Source organism: Emcibacter sp. SYSU 3D8 (genome assembly GCF_039655875.1).
Taxonomy (GTDB): Bacteria; Pseudomonadota; Alphaproteobacteria; order SMXS01; family SMXS01; genus RI-34.
The window spans coordinates 120,682-136,960 of record NZ_JBBYXK010000004.1; the positions used below are offsets into that span (position 1 = coordinate 120,682).

The following is a 16,279-nucleotide window of genomic DNA, read 5'->3' on the forward strand; positions in this document are numbered from 1 at the left end:
ATCGTCAGCTTTTGAGCGGCCTTGCTCGAAAGCTGACGGTCTGTCAGCGGCCACAACCAGCCGTCCGATTAGAACTGTCCGCACTCCACCCTCACCAGCCAAGCACGCAGCTACGCCTTCCCCAACACCAGTGTCACCCATTCGCCCACCGGGAACCGGCGCAGCAGCCGCATGCCGCGGTGGCGGTAGGCGGCGAACACGCCTGCCTCCTGCTGCCGCAGGAAGCCTGACAGCACCAGCGTGCCGCCCGGCGCCAGCGCGGCGGTCAGGTCGGCGGCCAGCTGCACCAGCGGCTTGGCCAGGATATTGGCGGTGATCAGGTCGAATGGGGCGCGCTCGCGGATCGCGGGGTGATGCAGGCCGACCGCCGTCAACACGTCGATGCGCCCGCCCACGCCGTTGTCGCGGGCATTGTCGATGGCGACCTTCACCGCTTCGGGGTCAATGTCGCTGGCCAGCACCCGGCACGGCCAGGCCTTCGCCATGGCCATGGCGAGAATGCCGCTGCCCGAGCCCACGTCGAGCGGGTTCCGGACGGTGCCGGTGCGGGCGAGCGCGTCGATGGCGCGCAGACAGCCCGCCGTGGTCTCGTGCTGGCCGGTGCCGAAGGCCATGCCGGCGTCGATCAGGATGGCGTAGCGGTCCAGCGCCGGCTCGGGATGGTGGCTGCCATAAACATAAAAGCGTCCGGCGCTCACCGGCTGGTGGTGCTTGAGGGACTCGGCCACCCAGTCGACCGGCGCCAGTTCGGTCACGGTCAGCTTGACCGCGTCGGCGCCCTGTTCGGCGAGCGCCTTGTTCAGCCCCCGGCTCAGAAACGCGCCACTCACCGGCTCGTCGACAACCACGTCGACGCCCCAGAGCTGGTCGCCCTTGATCTCGAAGCTCATGATGACGGCAGAGGCCTCGTCGGCGCCCAGCGTCCCGAAATAGCCCTCGACGACAGGCACGGCCGATCTCGGCACCTCCACATGCACCTGCCAGGAAACGATGTCGGTCATGGGGCGGGCTCCACGAAGGAATCGAGCACCCGCTTGATGCCCGCCTTCTCGAATTCGATTTCCAGTTTGTTGCCTTCCACGTCGATGACGCTGCCATAGCCGAACTTCTGGTGGAACACCCGCTCGCCGACGGCAAAGTGCGACGGCGCGGTCTCGCTCACCATGATCTTGTCGGCCTTGGCGATGATCGTGGTCTGCGCCCGCTGGGATGCGGCTCGCCGTTCGCCCAGCGACCGGTAGTCGCCGCCTCCGGAGAATCCGCCGCCTGCGCCGCTCGCGCCCATCCCACTCGAGCGTGAGACGCCGCCACCATAGGCGTTGTAGCCCTGATAGTCGAACCGGTTGCCCTGATAGAGGCCGGGCGCCGCATCGCGCTCCACATGGGTCTCGGGCAATTCCTCGATGAACCGCGACGGCAGCGACGACTGGTACTGGTTGTAGATGCGCCGGTTGGCCGCGGCGCTGATGAAGGCGCGCTCGCGGGCGCGGGTGATGCCCACATAGGCAAGCCGCCGCTCTTCCTCCAGCCCGGCATTGCCGCTTTCGTCCAGCGTCCGCTGACTGGGGAACAGGCCTTCCTCCCAGCCCGGCAGGAACACGGCGCGGAACTCCAGGCCCTTGGCGGCGTGGAGGGTCATGACATTGACCTTGTCGTCATCGGCCATCTCGTCGACGCTGGTCGCCAGCGAGACATGCTCCAGATAGCCGCCCATATTCTCGAACGGCTCCATGGCGCGGACCAGTTCCTGAAGGTTGTCCAGCCGGCCCGGCGCCTCGAACGACCGATCGCGCTGCCACATTTCGGTGTAGCCGGACTCGTCCAGGATCATCTCGGCCAGCTCCACATGCGGAATGCTGTCGAGCAGCTTGCGCCAGCGGGCAAAGTTCTCGACCAGGTCGCGCAGCGCGGCGCGGGCCTTGGCGCGCTGGTCCTCGCTTTCGGCCAGCATGCCGGCCGCGACGATCATCGGCACGCCCTGCGCCCGCTGGAGATCGTGGATGGCGCGGATCGTCACGTCGCCCAGGCCGCGCTTGGGCACGTTGACGATGCGCTCGAACGCCAGGTCGTCGTCGGGCTGGTAGACCACCCGCAGATAGGCGAGGGCGTCCCTGATTTCCTGCCGCTCGTAGAACTTCAGGCCGCCCAGCACCCGGTACGGGACGCCGATAGTCATGAAGCGTTCCTCGAACTCGCGGGTCTGGAAGCCGGCGCGCACCAGCACCGCCATATGGTTGTAGTGCATGCCCTTGCGGTGCAGGTCCTCGATGGTGTCGCCGACGGTCCTGGCCTCTTCCTCGCTGTCCCAGACGCCGGTGACCTTGACCTTTTCGCCGGAGTCGACCTCGGTCCACAAGGTCTTGCCCAGGCGGCCGGCATTGGCGGCGATCAGGCCCGATGCCGCGCCCAGAATATGCGGCGTCGACCGGTAATTCTGTTCCAGCCGGATGATCCTGGCGCCGGGAAAGTCCTTCTCGAAGCGCAGGATGTTGCCCACCTCGGCGCCGCGCCAGCCATAGATGCTCTGGTCGTCGTCGCCGACGCAGCAGATGTTGTGGTGCTTTTGAGCCAGCAGCCGCAGCCACAGATACTGGGCCACGTTGGTGTCCTGGTATTCGTCGACCAGGATGTATTTGAAGCGCCGGTGATAGTCGCCCAGCACGTCGGGGTGCTGGGTGAAGATGGTGACGTTGTGCAGCAGCAGATCGCCGAAATCGCAGGCGTTCAGCGTTTTCAGCCGCTCCTGGTATTGCCGGTAGAGCAGGCCGCCCTTGCCGTCGAACGAATAGATGTCCTCGTTGGGAATCTTGTCCGGTCCCAGGGCGCGGTTCTTCCAGCCGTCGACCAGGCTGGCGAATACCCGGGCCGGCCAGCGCTTGTCGTCGATGTTCTCGGCCTGCAGCAGCTGCTTGATCAACCGGATCTGGTCGTCGGTATCGAGGATGGTGAAGTTCGAGCGCAAGCCCACCAGTTCGGCGTGGCGGCGCAGGATGCGGGCGGCGACCGCGTGGAACGTGCCCAGCCACGGCATGCCCTCGACCGCCTGGCCGATCAGTTCGGCCACCCGGTGCTGCATCTCGCGCGAGGCCCTGTTGGTGAAGGTCACCGCCAGCACCTGTCCGGGCCAGGCCTTGCCGCTGTTGATGATGTGGGCCAGCCGGGTGGTCAGCGCCGTGGTCTTGCCGGTGCCGGCGCCCGCCAGCAGCAGCACAGGGCCGTCGAGCGTGGTCACCGCCAGCCGCTGCGGCTCGTTCAGGCCGCGCAGATAGGGCGGTTCCGCGCCGAATCCGGGGCGGTTCGCGGGTTCCGGTTCGACCGGAAAATCGTCGAGATCGAAGGGGTCTGACATGGTCCTCGGGGTTATAGCATGCCGCTTCCGCGGGTCAGTAGTTTTCCAAACGGCATGGAAACCCTACATATAGGCACAGGTGCCGGGATTCAGATGGGTAGCGGGAGCCGCGGAGCGTGCTGAAAAAGGTACTGATCGTCATTGCTGTGGTGTGGGGGGTGGTCGCCGCGGGCCTGATCGTCGTGCCGCGCCTGCCTAGCGCCATCGACTATCGGAGCGCGCTGATCGCCCAGATCGAGGCGCGCACCGGCCGGCAGGCCTTCATCGACGGCGACGTGACCATGCACCTGTTCCCGTCGCCCCGGATCACCGCGGACGAGGTGCGCGTCGCCAACATCGATGGCGCGCCCTCGGCGGACGTGATCCGGGTGCGCCGCGCGGTGTTCAAGGTGGACCGGGGATCGCTGCTGTCGCGCAAGCTGCGGGTGACCGGCATCGAACTCAATCAGCCGAAAATCTATCTCGACGTTCTCGCCGACGGCCGCCGGAGCTGGCAGTTCACACCGGTGAAGAAGCCGGGCAAGAACCGCAAGGTCCTGTTCGATGCGTTCACGGCGAAGGAAGCGACTATCCTCTACCGCAAGGGCGACGCGCAGATGATGTTCAACGGCGACCTGTCCTATGACGGCACCGGCGACCGGCCGGTGCTCGGCGCCAGCCTCGTTGCGGGCAAGATCGACCTCGATCCGTTTCTCGGCCCCCGCGACAGCGGTCCCGAGAAGGCGCGGCAGGGCGGCAAGCGATGGTCCCAGGCGCCGATCGACATCAGCGCCCTGCGCGGCGCCGATGGCCGGATCGACATCCGGGCCGACGAAATCCGCTACCGCCGCTATACCTTCGCCAAGCCGTCCCTGAGCGCCGTGCTGGACAATGGCCAGCTGCGGATCGACAAGGCCGGCGCCGGTCTGTTTGGCGGCGCGGCGACGGTGCAGGGTTCCGTCGACGCGCGCGATATCCCGGCGCTGAGGCTCGATGTCACGCTGCAGGACGCGTCGGTGGACCAGGCGCTCAGCGAGTGGGCCGATACGCCCTTCGCCAGCGGGAAATTTGCGATGACGGCCAATTTGTCCGCCGCGGGCGGCAGCCAGGACGCCATGGTGCGCAGCCTGTCGGGGACGGTGCTGCTCGAGGCGAACGATGGCGTGCTGCGCGGTTTTGACGCGGCGCAGCTCAACAGCGAACTGGCACTGCTCACCCGGTACAGCGACTTCATCGACCTGGCCGACACGGCGCTGGCCGGCGGGCAGACGAAATACGAGACGCTTGGCGGCACTCTGGCGATTCGCGACGGCGTTGCCAATGTGCAGAAATTCGACGCCCGGCTTGATGGCTCCAGCGCCAGGGTGACAGGCAGTGTCGATTTGCCGCGCTGGTCGGTCGATCTCGATCTTTCGCTGAAGCTGACCGGCGCGCAGCATGCGAAGACACCGCCTGTCGGCATGCGATTGCACGGGCCGCTCGATTCGCCGCAGCAGAAGAACCAGCTCACCGCCATGGGCAAGTTCGTCGGCAAGCAGTTCGTGAAGACGGTGATCCGCGACGTTCTGGGAGACGACGAGCCTCGCCACGACGAACTCGCCCCCGGAGAACGGCGCCAGAAGACCAAGCGGGTGGTGAACCGGCTGCTCGACAAGCTGGACAAGCGCCGGGGCCGCGAACGGCCGCCCTACAGGCTGGAGCGCAATCCGCGAGATCGCGATGCCCGGCTATATGACGCGCCCGCCTACCGCGACGATGCGCCTGAATATGACGGCCCGTCGGACGACCGGTATGCCGGTGAGGACTTCTATCCCGACGACCCCTATCCGGATGACCGAGGCTATGATGATCCGCCCGATCGGGGCTATTCCGCCGGTCGCGGCGATGCGCCCGCGCCGCGCGACGAGCGCTACTATTATCCAGATGAACGCTACTGACGGTCGACGGCCGCGGCGGGCCGCCGGGGCGGGTTCACGCTGCCCGGGCGACCTGCGAGCGAAGCCGCTCGACCAGCCAGGTCCGGATTGCGCTCGACAGGTTGGCTGCGCGTCCCTCGTCGATCGACGTCACGAGGCCGCCGATGCTCTTCCCTTCCGCTTCGGCCGCCTCGGTCAGAAGCGTCCAGAAGACGGGCTCCAGCGACACGCTGGTCCGATGCCCCGCGATGGTGATGGAACGTTTGACTGGTCCGCTCAAAAGTCGTCCTCCGATGGTCCAAGCATCCGCTCGGCGCGCACGATGCGGTCGAACGTCGGTTCGTCGACATAACGCATGTCGAGGGCTGCTTGTTTCAAGGTCAGACCATTCTTGTGTGCGTATTTGGCGATTTCCGCAGCCTTGTCGTAGCCGATTTCGGGGGCGAGGGCCGTCACCAGCATCAGCGACTTGTCGACAAGTTCGGCGATTCGCGCCCGGTTCGGCTCGATTCCGTCGAGGCAGCGGATACGGAAGCTGTCGCAGGAATCGGCGAGAAGATCGATCGACTGCAATATGTTGTAGGCGATCACCGGCTTGAACGCGTTGAGCTCGAAATGTCCCTGAGCGTCGGCCACGGTCACGGCCGTGCCGTTGCCGATCACCTGGGCGCAGACCATGGTCAGCGCCTCCACCTGGGTGGGATTGACCTTGCCGGGCATGATCGACGAGCCGGGCTCGTTCTCCGGTAGCGACAATTCGCCCAGGCCCGCACGCGGGCCGGAGCCGAGCAGCCTGATATCGTTGCCGATCTTGGTCAGCGCCGCCGCCAGCGCCGTCAGCATGCCCGACAGGCCCACGAACACGTCATGGGCGGCGATGCCGGCGAACTTGTTGGGCGAGACGCGGAACGGCAGTGCCGACAGCGCGGCGATCTGCGCGACGATCTCCTCGTCGAAACCTGGCGGCGCATTGAGGCCGGTGCCCACGGCGGTGCCGCCCTGGGCCAGTTCGTACAACTCGGGCAGGCAATGCCTGATACGCGTCAGCGCCGTGCCGATCTGGTGCCGATAGCCCGAGAATTCCTGGCCAAGGGCAAGCGGCGTGGCGTCCTGGGTGTGGGTGCGGCCGATCTTGACGATGTCGGCCCAGCCCCGGCTCTTGGCATCCAATGCCGCTTCCAGCTGCTCCAGCACCGGGATCAGCCGGTCATGCAGCGCCCGCGAGGCGGCCACGTGCATGGCGGTAGGGAAGGTGTCGTTGGACGATTGCGACTTGTTGACGTGATCGTTGGGGTGCACCAGCCGTTCCATGCCGCGCTCGCCGCCCAGCATCTCGCTGGCCCGGTTGGCGATCACCTCGTTGGCGTTCATGTTGGACTGGGTGCCCGAGCCGGTCTGCCACACCACCAGCGGAAAGTGGTCATCAAGCGCGCCGCTCGAAACCTCGGCAGCCGCGGCAGCGATGGCCTCGGCCAGCGTCGGGTCGAGGCCGTGGCGGCGATTGACCATGGCGGCGGCTTGCTTGATCAGCCCCAGCGCATGGACGATGCCAGCCGGCATCCGCTCGCCGCCGATGGGGAAATTCTCCAGCGACCGCTGGGTCTGGGCGCCCCAATAGCGGTCGGCCGGCACGGCAATGTCGCCGAAGCTGTCCTTTTCGATGCGGGTGACGGTCACCGTCTCTCCTTCTGCGCAGAGAGATGCCGCGCGTCAGATATTAGCGAAAAAATCGTTACCCTTGTTGTCAACGACGATGAACGCCGGGAAGTTCTCCACGTCGATCTTCCATACAGCCTCCATGCCGAAGTCCTCGAAGTCCAGCACCTCGACCTTGCGGATGTTGTTCTGCGCCAGGATGGCCGCGGGGCCGCCGATCGAGCCCAGGTAAAATCCGCCGTGCTGGGCGCAACTGGAGGTTACCTGTTTGCTGCGGTTGCCCTTGGCCAGCATGACCATGCTGCCGCCCAGCGCCTGGAAGGTCTGGACATAGCTGTCCATGCGGCCAGCCGTGGTCGGCCCGAACGAGCCGCTGGCATAGCCATCGGGTGTCTTGGCCGGACCGGCGTAGTAGACGATGTGATCCTTCATGTATTGCGGCATGGGCTCGCCGGCCTCGATCTTCTTCAGGATCGCGGCGTGGGCCAGGTCGCGGGCGACCACGATGGAGCCGGTCAGCGACAGGCGGGTCTTGACCGGAAACCGGTTGAGGGTCCGCAGGATTTCTTCCATGGGCTGGTTGAGATCGACCTGCACCACATCGCTGTGCAGATCGGTCTCGCCGGGCTCGGGCAGATAATGGGCGGGCTCGGTCTCGAGCTGCTCCAGATAGATGCCGCCGTCGGTGATCTTGCCCTTGGCCTGCCGGTCGGCCGAGCAGGAGACGCCGATGCCGATCGGCACGGAGGCGCCGTGGCGGGGCAGGCGGATCACGCGGACATCGTGGCAGAAATACTTGCCGCCGAACTGGGCGCCGATGCCGGTCTTGGCGGTCAGCGCGTGGATCTTGGCTTCCATCTCGATGTCGCGGAACGCGTGGCCGGACGGGCCGCCCTCGGTTGGCAGATTGTCCAGGTCGCGGGCCGACGCCAGCTTCACCGTCTTCAGCGTCATTTCCGCCGACAGGCCGCCGATGACCACGGCAAGGTGATAGGGCGGGCAGGCGGACGTGCCCAGCGTCCGGATCTTCTCGTCGATGAACGGCAGCAGCTTGTCCTCGCGCAGCAAGGTGGGCGTGCCCTGGTAGAGGAAGGTCTTGTTGGCCGAGCCGCCGCCCTTGGCCATGAACAGGAACTTGTAGGCGTCGCCTGGCGTGGCATAGATGTCGATCTGCGCCGGCAGGTTGTTCTTGGTGTTGACCTCCTCGAACATCTTCAGCGGCGCCATCTGCGAATAGCGCAGATTGGTGTTGGTGTAGGTGTCGAGCACGCCGCGCGACAGCGCTGCCTCGTCGTTCTCGCTGGTCCAGACATACTGGCCCTTCTTGCCGACGACGATGGCGGTGCCGGTGTCCTGGCAGCTCGGCAATACCATGCCGGCGGCCACATTGGCGTTCTTCAGCAGCTCCAGCGCCACGAACCGGTCGTTGTCCGATGCCTCCGGGTCGTCGAGGATCATCCGCAGCTGGGCCAGGTGGCCCGGACGCAGCAGGTGGGCGATGTCGCGCATGGCATCGCGCGCCAGCAGGGCCAGGCCGTCGCCGTCCACGGTCAGGACCGATTGCCCCCCGACCTTCTCACGTCCCACGAAATCGGTGGTCAGTCTCTTGTAGGGCGTGGTGTCTTCGCCCAGCGGAAACATGTCCTGGAATTGGAAAGCGTTCATCGGCGTTCTCGGCTCGCATTTCTGGTGGCGATGCGCCGGCGATCTGGTCCACGGGGGACGGTCTCACGACCGGCGCTGCTCCATCCGGCTGTCAAGGATACCGCCGACTCGGGAGGCAGCGGGCGGATTATTGTTTGCGGAAGATATCGAGGGCAATCACGTTGTTGCCGCTGTCGGTGCCGGACTCGACCGCTGGATCGCCGTCGTCGGCACTGTCGCTCTCGACGGTGCCGGCCGCCGGTTTGCCGGGATTGACCTCCCGGAACTGCAGGGCGAACTGCACGCTGGGGTCGAGGAAGCCGACGAGCGCGTCGAACGGGATTACCAGCTTCTCCATCTTGCCGTTGAAGCTCAGGCTGACCATGAACCGATCGTGCTCGACCGACAGATCCCAGAACTGGTTCTGCAGTACGATGGTCATGTCCTTCGGATGCTGCGCCCGCAGATGGCTGGGCATGGCCACACCAGGATGGGTGGTGCTGAACGCCAGGTAGAAATGGTGGTCGCCGACCAATCCATGTTCGACCGTTTCAGACAGCAGGTCGCGCACGACGCCAATCAGCGCCGAACGGATCAATGCGTCATAATCGATGGCGCCGCCATCGGAGGTTTTTTGCCCGGAAGTCATGTCCTAAAGACTAAGGCCGCGCCGTCAGGAGTCAATCGCGCGCCGATGCGGGATCATCAAATATGCGACCGGCGACGCATTGACTTCCCCGACGGACAGAGCAATATATGAACAGGTATTCAATTGTATAGGTTTCCCGTGTCCGACGACCTGATTCCCCAAGTGGCCGATACCTTCAAGCTGATGGGCGACCCGTCACGCCTCGCGATCCTGATGCTGTGCCTGGACGGGCCGGTGCCGGTGGGCGAGATCGCTTTGAAGCTGACCCTGTCGCCGTCGCTGGTGAGCCATCACCTGCGGCTGCTGCGCGCGGCGCGGCTGGTGCGCTCCGAACGCCGCGGCAAGCAGGTGTTCTACGAGGCCGAGGATCATCACATCCGCTGCATCGTCGCCGACATGATGGAACATGCGGCCGAGGAAGCCGGCCTCGACACCGGCAGGAGCGCGGCATGAGCGCCTGCTGCGGAGGCGGCCACGACAGCGGTCACGGCCACGACCACGATCTGGACGACGTCTATCGCAAGGTGCTTTGGGTCGTGTTCGGGGTCAACGCGGCGATGTTCTGTGTCGAGGCCGTGGCCGGCGCCATCGCAGGATCGGTATCGCTGCAGGCCGACGCGCTGGATTTCCTGGGCGATGCGGCCAATTACCTCATCGCCCTGTTTGTGCTGGGCAAGGCCGTCACCTGGCGCGCCGGCGCGGCCCTGTTGAAGGGCGCCGCCATGGCGGTGTTCGGAGTCTATGTGCTGGGATATTCCGCCTATATGGCGATGGCGGGCGGCGTGCCCGAGGCGCCGGTGATGGGCATCGTCGGCACCATGGCGCTGGCCGCCAATCTGGGCTCGGCTGTGCTGCTCTATCGGCACCGGACAGGCGATGCCAATCGCCAGTCCGTCTGGCTGTGCAGCCGGAACGATGCCATCGCCAACGTGGCGGTGATCGGCGCGGCCGGCCTGGTATATCTGACGCACAGCAACTGGCCGGATCTGGCCGTCGGTTTCCTGATGGCGGCTCTCAGCCTGCACAGCGCGTGGCTGGTCGTCCGGCAGGCCACCGGCGAGTTGCGCCGGAACCGGCTGCGGGCGCACCCGGCGGAGTAATGGGTGGATGCATGACCGCTCTAGAGAGCGCGGTCAGGAAGGTTCTGCGAGGGTGGGGATATGAGCAGGGCAATTCTGGTGCTGGCGGCGTTGCTGATCGGCTCGGTGGGTTGCAACGTGTATCTGTTCGTCGCGATGGCGAGCGGTGTCAGTTTCGGTGCCGGGATCGCGGCCGAAAACCATACAATTCAGAATGTCACCAGCCTGATTTCCATGGTCGGCACGATCGTCGGCGCCATTGGATTGCTGATTGGCGTCGATCAGCTGCGGCAGGCCAAGAATCAGTCGCGCGCCCAGGCGATCTACACCGCGTTGAAGGATGCGCGTGAACTGCAGGCGTCCGTGTCTGAGGGCGAGAGGTTCAATCTGTATTACGCGCTGTTCGAGCAAAAACGGCTCGACGTCTTCACCGACGAAATGTGGGCGCCCGTCAGGCTGGATATCGAGAGCGCGCTGACCCAGTCTGCAGCACAAGCATATTGGCAAGGCCACAAGGCCAACTATCCCAGGGAATTCCGGGATGAACTGGCAACCATTCCAGGAGGGAAGTGATGCCGTACTTCTCCAATAAAACCAACGACCCGGCGGTTGACGGATACGCCCGGACCGGCGGTCAATTGTTCGCACAGACGCTGGAGACGCTCTACGGCCTGGTGGCCGAGCTCGAGGTCGATGTCGTTCAGAATGTACCTGGCAGGCTGGGACGTATGGGGGAATTGCTCGGCGAGAGCATCAGGGCGTATCAGGCGGCGGCGGATGTCGCGTCGCCCGAGCCCACCGATCTGACCGATACGCCGGCCTTTGGCGAGCCGGAGCTTGTGCCGCTGGTCGATGCCGCCGAACGTCTAGGCATGTCCGTGAGGGCTTTCAGCGACCGCGACATCTATATCGCTACCGTCGAGTTCCTCATGCCCATACGTGACCTGGTCGACGAGGCGCGAGAGAGCCGCAATGTGGATTTCCTTGCCATCCGGGAAATCATCCGCGCCGCGACCCGGGCGCAGGAGGTTTCTCTCGCCGCGACCGGCGTGATGACCGGCCTGTACCGGGGCGACTACGCATGAAGATGATGTGAGTGACGGGGCTTCTGTTGCCCGGTGCCCCGCCGAACCGCGCTTAAGCATGCTTATTAGGCAGCTACTGCGAATGCCTCATTATCGTTGGCATTTCTGAGATTGGCCCGATAACGGCGGGTACCATACCGAGCAAAAAACTTGTCTTTACCACGCGCGTCGATCCTGTTTCGCCCCCATGAACCCAGCCCCGAAGGGAGGAGTGATGGTGGAGGCGCCGGGTACCGCCCCCGGGTCCGCAACGATTATTCCACAAGCCGTTTATCGCCATAGTCGGGTTGCCCCGACAGGACTTATATAGGCGCATGCATCGGGATTTTAAAGGACAACACGCATCCTGCCGGGACTGAAGAATCCGAATCGGATATACTCTCCAGCGACAGTGTGCGGGAGCGGCAGGTGAAACAATATCTTGATCTGATGCGCCATGTCCGCGACCACGGCGTGGTCAAGACCGATCGTACGGGGACCGGCACGAAGAGCGTGTTCGGGCACCAGATGCGCTTCGACCTGGCCGAGGGCTTTCCGCTCACCACCACCAAGAAGCTGCACCTCAAATCGATCGTGCACGAGCTGCTGTGGTTCCTGTCGGGCGATACCAACATCCGCTACCTGAAGGCGAACGGCGTCAGTATCTGGGACGACTGGGCCGACGAGAACGGCGACCTGGGACCGGTCTACGGCCACCAGTGGCGCAGCTGGCCCAGGCCGGACGGCCGGCACGTCGACCAGATCGCCAATGTGATCGAGCAGATCAAATTGAAGCCCGACAGCCGCCGTCACATCGTCAGCGCCTGGAACGTGGCCGATGTGGACGACATGGCGCTGCCGCCCTGCCACTGCCTGTTCCAGTTCTATGTGGCCGGCGGCAAGCTGTCGTGCCAGCTGTACCAGCGCAGCGCCGACATCTTCCTGGGCGTGCCGTTCAACATCGCCTCCTATGCGCTGCTGACCGAGATGATGGCGCAGGTGTGCCGGCTGCAGCCGGGCGAGTTCATCCACACCTTCGGCGACGCGCATCTCTACCTGAACCATCTTGAGCAGGCCGACAGGCAGCTCAGGCGCGAGCAACTGCCGCTGCCGACGCTGAAGCTGAACCCGGCGGTCACCGACCTGTTCGCCTTTACCTATGACGACATCCTCATCGAGAATTACCAGGCCCAGGGGCACATCGCCGCGCCGGTCGCCGTATGACGGTCTCGCTGGTGGTCGCCATGGCCAGGAACCGGGTCATCGGCAAGGCGGGAGGCATGCCGTGGCGGCTGCCGGGCGAGCAGAAATATTTCAAGGCCGTCACCATGGGCAAACCGATGATCATGGGCCGCAAGACCTACGAATCCATCGGCCGACCGCTGCCGGGCCGCGCCAACATCATCGTGACCCGAACCGGCGAGGTGAACGGCGAAGGCATTACCGTGACCCACGATTTCCACGAGGCGCTGACGCTGGCCCGCGCCATCGCCGCCGGCAACGAGACCGACGAGATCATGGTGATCGGCGGCGGCAACATCTACGAACAGGCGCTGCCGCTGGCCGACCGTGTCTACCTCACCGAAATCCACGCCGACTTCGACGGCGACACGTTCTTTCCGGTGCTGAACGACCACTGGCGGGAGGTATCGCGCACGCCGGGAACGCCGCCCGAAGGCGGGCCCGCCTATGATTTCGTGGTGCTGGAGCGGCGCTAGCTACGAGAACGAGATCGTCGGCCCGCGCCGTGCGCCGGCGCCGATCTTGGCGGCGATCTTGCTGGCGATCTCCAGATAGGCTTTCGCGTGCGGGCCGCTCGGGTCCTTGACCATGATGGGGGTGCCGGCGTCCGAGGTTTCGCGAATCGCCATGTGCAGCGGAATTTCTCCCAGGAAGTCGACGCCCAGCGTCTCCGCCTCGGCGCGGGCGCCGCCATGGCCGAAGATGTGGGATTCGTGGCCGCATTCCGGGCACACGAACGTGCTCATGTTCTCGATGATGCCCAGGGTCGGCACCTTCACCTTCTCGAACATGGCGAGGCCGCGGCGGGCGTCGAGCAGCGCCAGGTCCTGCGGCGTCGAGACGATCACCGCGCCGGTCAGCGGCACCCGCTGCGCGATGGTCAACTGGGCGTCGCCGGTGCCCGGCGGCAGGTCGAGGACCAGCACGTCGAGTTCGCCCCAGGCCACGTCGCCCAGCATCTGGCTGATGGCGCTGACCACCATGGGGCCGCGCCAGATCATCGCCGTCTGCTCGTCGACCATGAACCCCATGGACATGCATTTGATGCCGTAATTCTCCATCGGCAGCAGCACCTTGCCGTCGGTCTTCGGCTTGCCTGAAAGCCCCATCAGGCGGGGCACCGACGGGCCGTAGATGTCGGTGTCGAGCAGGCCCACCTTCAGGCCCAGCGCCTTCAGGCCCAGCGCCAGGTTGACCGCGGTGGTCGACTTGCCGACGCCGCCCTTGCCGCTGGCCACGGCGACGATGGCCTTTACCTTGCCGATGCCGTCGCCCTTTTGCGGCGCATCGAGCGGCGCGGGCTTCTGACGTTCTTCGCCGCGCTCGGCGGTCAGCACGGCGGTGACGCCGGTCACACCCGGCAGGGCGGCAACGGCCTTCTCGGTGGCCTGGCGCAGCGGTTCCTTCTCGGGTCCTTCGCCCGGCCGGACCGCGAGCGCGAAGCGCACCCGGCCGTCCTGGACATGGATGCCCTGGATCCTGCCGTCGCTGACCACGTCGCGGCCGCTGGCCGGATCGACCACGCTGGACAAGGCCTTGATGATGTCGGAATCGCTGACGTTGGGCATGCTTGGCTCTCTCCGGAAAGGCCGTCTGATATAGAACGTTGGGAACAAGTTGATAAGAGGTTCTGGTCTACCGAGGCACCCTTCCTATATAGAGGGGCATCACGCGTCCCCGGTTTGCAGGGGACCAACCACCTGACAAAGGACAATCCGCCGATGCCTTGGCAGAACAATTCCGGTGGCGGCAATGGCGGCAGGGGGCCCTGGGGCCAGGGGCCGCGCCCGACCGGACCGACGCCTCCCAATCTCGATGAACTGCTTCGGCGCGGACAGGACCGCATGAAGACGCTGTTTCCAGGCGGCGGCGGCAGTTTCGGCGGCGCGCGGGGCATTGCCATCGGCCTTGGCCTGCTGTTCGTGTTCTGGATTTTCAGCGGTTCCTACCTCATCAAACCGGGCCAGCAGGGCACGGTATTGATTTTCGGCGCCTGGGACGGGGTTCCCAAGGGCGAAGGTTGGCACTGGGCGCCGCCCGCACCCATCGGCAAAGTGATCAAGCTGCGCGTGCAGGAAGTGCGGCGGCTGGAGATCGGTTTCGCCTCGTCTCCCGCGGTGCGCGGCGCTGTGACGGAAACCAACCGGCTCACCGAAAGCCTTATGCTGACCGGCGACGAGAACATCATCGACGTCGATTTCGAGGTGTTCTGGCGCATCGACAATGCCGGCAAGTACCTGTTCAATATCCAGGATCAGGAAGATACCGTTAAGGGTGTCGCCGAGAGCGCCATGCGCGAAGTCATCGGCCAACGCCCGCTTGAATCCGCGCTGACCAAGGGGCGGCTCGAAGTGGAGCAGGAAACCCAGGAGTTGATGCAGCAGACGCTGACCTCCTACGACGCCGGCGTGCTGATCACCGACGTGAAGCTTCGCAAGGCCGACACGCCCGCCGAGGTCATCGACGATTTCCGCGACGTGCAGGCCGCCGGCGCCGACCGGGAGGCCAAGATCAACGAGGCCCAGAAATACCGGGCGGAGGTGATCCCCGCCGCACGCGGCCAGGCGGCCCAGATCGTCCAGCAGGCCGAAGCCTACAAGGCCGAGGTCGTGGCCCGGTCGCAGGGTGAGGCGGCGCGTTTTACCTCGGTGTACGACGAGTATCGTCAGTCTTCCGATGTCACCAAGAAGCGGATGTATATCGAGACCATGGAGCAGGTTCTGCGCAACGTGAACAAGGTCATCATCGACAACAAGGGCGGCGTGGTGCCCTACCTGCCGCTGCCTGAAGTCCAGAAACGCCAGACGCCGACGACGGGGACGCCGCAATGAACCGGAAATGGGCTGTACCGGCCATCGTAGCGGGTGGCGTTATCCTCTTCCTGGTGTTCACGTCGGTGTACACCGTCAGCGTCACCCAGCAGGCCATCGTGCTGCGGCTCTCGAGCTTTAACCGTGCTGTCCAGGAACCGGGCCTGCATCTGAAGGTGCCGCTGATCGAGGACGTGATCTACACGGACAAGCGCATCCTGGCGCTCGATTTGCCGCCGCAGGAAGTCATCGCCTCCGACGAGAAACGGCTTGTGGTCGATGCCATGGTCCGCTTCAAGATTCAGGATCCGCTGCAGTTCTACAAGACGGTGCAGGGCGACGAGAGCACGGCACGTGCCCGCATCACCACCACGGTGGTGTCCAATCTGCGGCGCGTCCTTGGCAGCGAGGCGTTCAGCACCTTGCTGACCGGTCAGCGCAGCGAACTGATGAACCGGATTCGCGATCTGGTCGGCGAGGATGCCAAGCGGCTTGGCGTTGACATCGTCGATGTCCGGCTCAAGCGTGCCGATCTGCCGCCCGAGATCAGCGCGGCAATCTACTCGCGCATGCAGAAGGAATATAATCAGCAGGCTGCCGGACGGCGCGCCAGCGGTCTCGAAGAAGCCCAGCGCATCCGCGCCGACGCGGATCGAGAAAAGGCCGTGATCGTCGCCGAAGCCAACAAGCAGTCCCAGATCCTGCGCGGTGAAGGCGACGGCGAAGCGGTGAAGATTTTCGCGCAGTCGTTCGGCAAGGATGTGAACTTCTTCGAGTTCTACCGCTCCATGCAGGCGTATCGCGACACCGTCGGGAAGGAAGACACGATAATCCTTTCGCCCGACAGCGAGTTCTTCAAGTATTTCCGCGACGTCAATCCCCGCTAGCGCG

The 16,279-nt window shown here is 64.9% G+C and carries 16 protein-coding genes and 1 other RNA gene; 9 read left to right on the forward strand and 8 right to left on the reverse strand.

Annotated elements, in window-relative coordinates; translation table 11 throughout:
* Positions 1–110: 110 nt before the first annotated feature.
* Both WJU21_RS14525 and WJU21_RS14530 read right to left on the reverse strand, forming a co-directional pair.
* The gene (locus WJU21_RS14525; RefSeq protein ID WP_346324170.1) at positions 111–1,001 is read right to left on the reverse strand and encodes a 50S ribosomal protein L11 methyltransferase; all 891 of its coding nucleotides are present in this window, start codon (positions 999–1,001) and stop codon (positions 111–113) included.
* A complete protein-coding gene (locus WJU21_RS14530; protein ID WP_346324171.1) occupies positions 998–3,349 on the reverse strand; it encodes a UvrD-helicase domain-containing protein in 2,352 nt (783 codons plus the stop codon). The genes WJU21_RS14525 and WJU21_RS14530 overlap by 4 nt, the downstream gene beginning before the upstream one ends.
* 116 nt (positions 3,350–3,465) lie before the next feature.
* Between WJU21_RS14530 and WJU21_RS14535 the strand changes: the two genes are divergently transcribed.
* A complete protein-coding gene (locus WJU21_RS14535; protein ID WP_346324172.1) occupies positions 3,466–5,265 on the forward strand; it encodes an AsmA family protein in 1,800 nt (599 codons plus the stop codon).
* Positions 5,266–5,299: 34 nt separating this feature from the next.
* Here the strand turns inward: WJU21_RS14535 and WJU21_RS14540 are convergent, their stop codons facing one another.
* From WJU21_RS14540 to WJU21_RS14555, 4 genes are all read right to left on the reverse strand, one after another.
* Positions 5,300–5,524: a ribbon-helix-helix domain-containing protein gene (locus WJU21_RS14540; RefSeq protein WP_346324173.1), complete on the reverse strand. Its 225-nt coding sequence runs from the start codon at positions 5,522–5,524 to the stop codon at positions 5,300–5,302.
* Entirely contained in the window at positions 5,521–6,921 is a 1,401-nt protein-coding gene (gene fumC / locus WJU21_RS14545) for a class II fumarate hydratase (RefSeq protein ID WP_346324174.1), read from the reverse strand. The genes WJU21_RS14540 and fumC overlap by 4 nt, the downstream gene beginning before the upstream one ends.
* Positions 6,922–6,954: 33 nt before the next feature.
* Positions 6,955–8,565 (reverse strand): fumarate hydratase, encoded by a 1,611-nt coding sequence (locus WJU21_RS14550; RefSeq protein ID WP_346324175.1) that lies wholly within the window; start codon positions 8,563–8,565, stop codon positions 6,955–6,957.
* Between the two features lie 127 nt (positions 8,566–8,692).
* A complete protein-coding gene (locus WJU21_RS14555; protein WP_346324176.1) occupies positions 8,693–9,193 on the reverse strand; it encodes a ClpXP protease specificity-enhancing factor SspB in 501 nt (166 codons plus the stop codon).
* A 138-nt stretch (positions 9,194–9,331) separates the two neighbouring features.
* Here WJU21_RS14555 and WJU21_RS14560 point away from each other — a divergent pair, with 138 nt between their 5' ends.
* The 4 genes from WJU21_RS14560 to WJU21_RS14575 all read left to right on the forward strand — a co-directional run bounded on the left by WJU21_RS14560 (position 9,332) and on the right by WJU21_RS14575 (position 11,357).
* Positions 9,332–9,646: a metalloregulator ArsR/SmtB family transcription factor gene (locus WJU21_RS14560; RefSeq protein WP_346324177.1), complete on the forward strand. Its 315-nt coding sequence runs from the start codon at positions 9,332–9,334 to the stop codon at positions 9,644–9,646.
* The gene (locus tag WJU21_RS14565) at positions 9,643–10,293 is read left to right on the forward strand and encodes a cation transporter (RefSeq protein ID WP_346324178.1); all 651 of its coding nucleotides are present in this window, start codon (positions 9,643–9,645) and stop codon (positions 10,291–10,293) included. The genes WJU21_RS14560 and WJU21_RS14565 overlap by 4 nt, the downstream gene beginning before the upstream one ends.
* A 78-nt stretch (positions 10,294–10,371) precedes the next feature.
* Positions 10,372–10,845 carry a hypothetical protein gene (locus WJU21_RS14570; RefSeq protein ID WP_346324179.1) on the forward strand — a complete coding sequence of 158 codons (474 nt, stop codon included), beginning with the start codon at positions 10,372–10,374 and terminating at the stop codon, positions 10,843–10,845.
* The gene (locus WJU21_RS14575; protein WP_346324180.1) at positions 10,845–11,357 is read left to right on the forward strand and encodes a hypothetical protein; all 513 of its coding nucleotides are present in this window, start codon (positions 10,845–10,847) and stop codon (positions 11,355–11,357) included. Before WJU21_RS14570 ends, WJU21_RS14575 begins: the two co-directional genes overlap by 1 nt.
* A 10-nt stretch (positions 11,358–11,367) precedes the next feature.
* Here WJU21_RS14575 and ssrA read toward each other — a convergent pair.
* Positions 11,368–11,693, reverse strand: a transfer-messenger RNA (tmRNA) gene (gene ssrA, locus WJU21_RS14580).
* Between the two features lie 72 nt (positions 11,694–11,765).
* Here ssrA and WJU21_RS14585 point away from each other — a divergent pair.
* Together WJU21_RS14585 and WJU21_RS14590 are read left to right on the forward strand one after the other, a co-directional pair.
* Positions 11,766–12,560 carry a thymidylate synthase gene (locus WJU21_RS14585; protein WP_346324181.1) on the forward strand — a complete coding sequence of 265 codons (795 nt, stop codon included), beginning with the start codon at positions 11,766–11,768 and terminating at the stop codon, positions 12,558–12,560.
* Entirely contained in the window at positions 12,557–13,054 is a 498-nt protein-coding gene (locus WJU21_RS14590; protein WP_346324182.1) for a dihydrofolate reductase, read from the forward strand. The genes WJU21_RS14585 and WJU21_RS14590 overlap by 4 nt, the downstream gene beginning before the upstream one ends.
* Here WJU21_RS14590 and WJU21_RS14595 read toward each other — a convergent pair whose 3' ends face one another.
* Entirely contained in the window at positions 13,055–14,146 is a 1,092-nt protein-coding gene (locus tag WJU21_RS14595) for an Mrp/NBP35 family ATP-binding protein (protein ID WP_346324183.1), read from the reverse strand.
* A gap of 153 nt (positions 14,147–14,299) precedes the next feature.
* Between WJU21_RS14595 and hflK the strand changes: the two genes are divergently transcribed.
* Together hflK and hflC are read left to right on the forward strand one after the other, a co-directional pair.
* On the forward strand, positions 14,300–15,409 hold the full coding sequence (hflK, locus tag WJU21_RS14600) for an FtsH protease activity modulator HflK (RefSeq protein WP_346324184.1): 1,110 nt from the start codon (positions 14,300–14,302) through the stop codon (positions 15,407–15,409).
* Positions 15,406–16,275, forward strand: coding sequence for a protease modulator HflC (gene hflC, locus WJU21_RS14605; RefSeq protein WP_346324185.1), 870 nt, complete (start codon positions 15,406–15,408; stop codon positions 16,273–16,275). Before hflK ends, hflC begins: the two co-directional genes overlap by 4 nt.
* Positions 16,276–16,279: the final 4 nt, after the last annotated feature.

Coding starts and splice junctions, on each gene's coding strand:
- WJU21_RS14525 (WP_346324170.1), bottom strand. CDS start 1,001: ATGACCGACATCGTTTCCTGGCAGGTGCATGTGGAGGTGCCGAGATCG.
- hflK (WP_346324184.1), top strand. CDS start 14,300: ATGCCTTGGCAGAACAATTCCGGTGGCGGCAATGGCGGCAGGGGGCCC.
- WJU21_RS14595 (WP_346324183.1), bottom strand. CDS start 14,146: ATGCCCAACGTCAGCGATTCCGACATCATCAAGGCCTTGTCCAGCGTG.
- WJU21_RS14565 (WP_346324178.1), top strand. CDS start 9,643: ATGAGCGCCTGCTGCGGAGGCGGCCACGACAGCGGTCACGGCCACGAC.
- WJU21_RS14530 (WP_346324171.1), bottom strand. CDS start 3,349: ATGTCAGACCCCTTCGATCTCGACGATTTTCCGGTCGAACCGGAACCC.
- WJU21_RS14590 (WP_346324182.1), top strand. CDS start 12,557: ATGACGGTCTCGCTGGTGGTCGCCATGGCCAGGAACCGGGTCATCGGC.
- hflC (WP_346324185.1), top strand. CDS start 15,406: ATGAACCGGAAATGGGCTGTACCGGCCATCGTAGCGGGTGGCGTTATC.
- WJU21_RS14555 (WP_346324176.1), bottom strand. CDS start 9,193: ATGACTTCCGGGCAAAAAACCTCCGATGGCGGCGCCATCGATTATGAC.
- WJU21_RS14575 (WP_346324180.1), top strand. CDS start 10,845: ATGCCGTACTTCTCCAATAAAACCAACGACCCGGCGGTTGACGGATAC.
- WJU21_RS14550 (WP_346324175.1), bottom strand. CDS start 8,565: ATGAACGCTTTCCAATTCCAGGACATGTTTCCGCTGGGCGAAGACACC.